Here is a 2,118-nt window from a genome sequence, read left to right on the forward strand (position 1 = left end):
CCGAGGCGCTGCGGGCGACGGCCATGGGCCTGCTCGCCGCCATTCCCGCCGTCATCGCCTACAACAAGCTGTCGTCCGACGCGAGCAAGATAGCCGTGCGCATGGAAGGATTCTCCGACGAGTTCTCCGCCATACTCTCGCGCCAAATCGATGAAAAAGTGGCCCCCAAGGCCTGAGGAGTAGCAGATGGGTATGTCCATGGGCATGGGAGGACGCGGCGGGCGCGGCCACAGGCGGCGCGGCCGTCACCATGCACTGATGTCCGAGATCAACGTCACGCCGATGGTCGACGTGATGCTGGTGCTGCTGATCATCTTCATGGTCGCGGCACCAATGCTGACGGTCGGCGTGCCGATCGACCTGCCGGATACGCAGGCTAAGGCGATGAATGCCGACACGCAGCCGATCACCGTCTCGATCAACGCCGCCGGCCAGATTTATCTGCAGGAAACCGAAATCCCGATCGAGGAGCTGGTAGCCAAGCTGCAGGCAATTTCCAAGACCGGCTATGAGGAGCGCATCTTCATCCGCGGCGACAAGTCCACCGACTATGGTACGGCGATGAAGGTGATGGCCCGTATTTCGGCCGCTGGCTACAAGAACATCGGCCTGGTTTCACTGCAGGAACAGGACCAGTAGACGCGCGATGAAGACCGGCCTCACCACATCGGTCATCTTGCATACGGCGGCGCTGACCTTCGGCCTGTTCACGCTGACGGCGCCGGCGGCACTTCCGTCGTCCGACGTCGAGTCGGTCGCGGTCGATATCGTGCCGATGGAAGCCATTGCGCAGACGTTGCAGGGCGACAAGAAGGCCGTGATGCATGAAAAGCCGGCGCCTGTGCCGACGCAGCGCCCGGACATCGTTCCGGATGCGCAGAAGGTCGGCGAGAACAGCGTCGACACCGACAAGCCGATAACGCCGGAAGCCAAGCCGAAGCCCGTCGACATGACCTCGGCTCCGCCGCCCGCGCCGACCCCGATCGAAAAGCCGAAGCCCGAGGACGTGCCGAAGCCGCAGGAGAAGCCCAAGCCCACCCCGGCAACGGAAGTGGCGCCGGCGCCGACGCCCAAGGAAGAGGTCAAGCCCGAGCCGGTCAAGCAGGCCGATCCCAAGCCGACACCGGCCAAGCCGGCGCCGACCCCGCCGCCGCAGGACAAGACCGCTGCCATCGATCCGACGCCCGAGGTCAAGCCCGACGCCGTCGCTGAAGCCATAGCGCAGGAGCCGCCCGCCGAGGCGACGCAGCTGCCGGATTCCGCTCCCGCGCCGGAAGCGCGGCCGAAGCCGCAGCCGGCGCAGGCCGAAAGCGCCAAGGCGCCGGAGCGCAAGGACGCCGACAAGCCGGTCAAGGAAGCGTCGTCGAAGCCGAAATCCGATGACAAGCAATTCAACGCCGACGAGATCTCCGCGCTCCTCGACAAGCAGAAACCATCCGGCGGGGGCGCCAAGCGCTCGACCCAGCAGGCGTCGCTCGGCGGCGACAAGGACCAAGGTCAGAAGCTTTCCAGGTCCGAAATGGGTGCCCTGGAAAGCCAGCTCGGCGGCTGCTGGACCCTTCCTGTCGGCCTTGAAGGTTCCGAGAACTTCCTCGTCGTGGTGCGGTTCAACTTGGATGCATCCGGTAAGCTGGACGGGCGCCCGGCGGTCGAAAAGTCGAGCGGGAATCGCCAGTTCGACGAAAGTGCCGTTCGTGCGGTGCAAAAATGCGATGTCACCGGCCTGCAAGTTCCCGCCGGCAAGCAGGACATCTGGGCCGACGTCCGCGTCACCTTCGATCCAAGGGAGATGCTCGGCCTCTAAGGCCCTGTCATCCGAAAATCAGTACGAGAAGCGAGAAGACATGAAATCAATCCTCAAGCCGCTCCTGATGGTCGCAGCAATGGCGATGGGCATGACCGCGGCAGGCACGTTGCCGGCGCTGGCGCTCGTCGAGCTCAACGTCAACAAGGGCAACGTCGAGCCGCTGCCGATCGCCATCACGGATTTCCAGGGCGGCGACGCGCTTGGGGCGCAGATTTCGCAGATCGTCACCGCCGATTTGAAGCGTTCGGGTCTGTTCGCTCCGATCGACAAGAGCGCCTTTATCGAGAAAATCACCAACCCCGATGCAGCAC

At 64.2% G+C, this 2,118-nt stretch carries 3 protein-coding genes and 1 pseudogene; all 4 read left to right on the plus strand.

Translation table 11 applies throughout. The features are described from left to right. A partial coding sequence (locus tag EN925_RS33065; RefSeq protein ID WP_206633060.1) for a MotA/TolQ/ExbB proton channel family protein occupies nt 1-176 on the plus strand: 176 nt, incomplete at its 5' end. A gap of 10 nt (nt 177-186) precedes the next feature. Then, nucleotides 187-639 (plus strand): protein TolR, encoded by a 453-nt coding sequence (tolR, locus tag EN925_RS33070; RefSeq protein WP_023811855.1) that lies wholly within the window; start codon nt 187-189, stop codon nt 637-639. Between the two features lie 7 nt (nt 640-646). Then, entirely contained in the window at nt 647-1,804 is a 1,158-nt protein-coding gene (locus tag EN925_RS33075) for a TonB family protein (protein WP_013529147.1), read from the plus strand. 40 nt (nt 1,805-1,844) lie between these two features. Then, nucleotides 1,845-2,118: pseudogene (tolB, locus tag EN925_RS33080) on the plus strand (Tol-Pal system protein TolB); the annotation flags it as partial.

Source organism: Mesorhizobium sp. M7A.F.Ca.US.006.04.2.1 (assembly GCF_004022915.1).
Classification (GTDB): Bacteria; Pseudomonadota; Alphaproteobacteria; order Rhizobiales; family Rhizobiaceae; genus Mesorhizobium; species Mesorhizobium ciceri.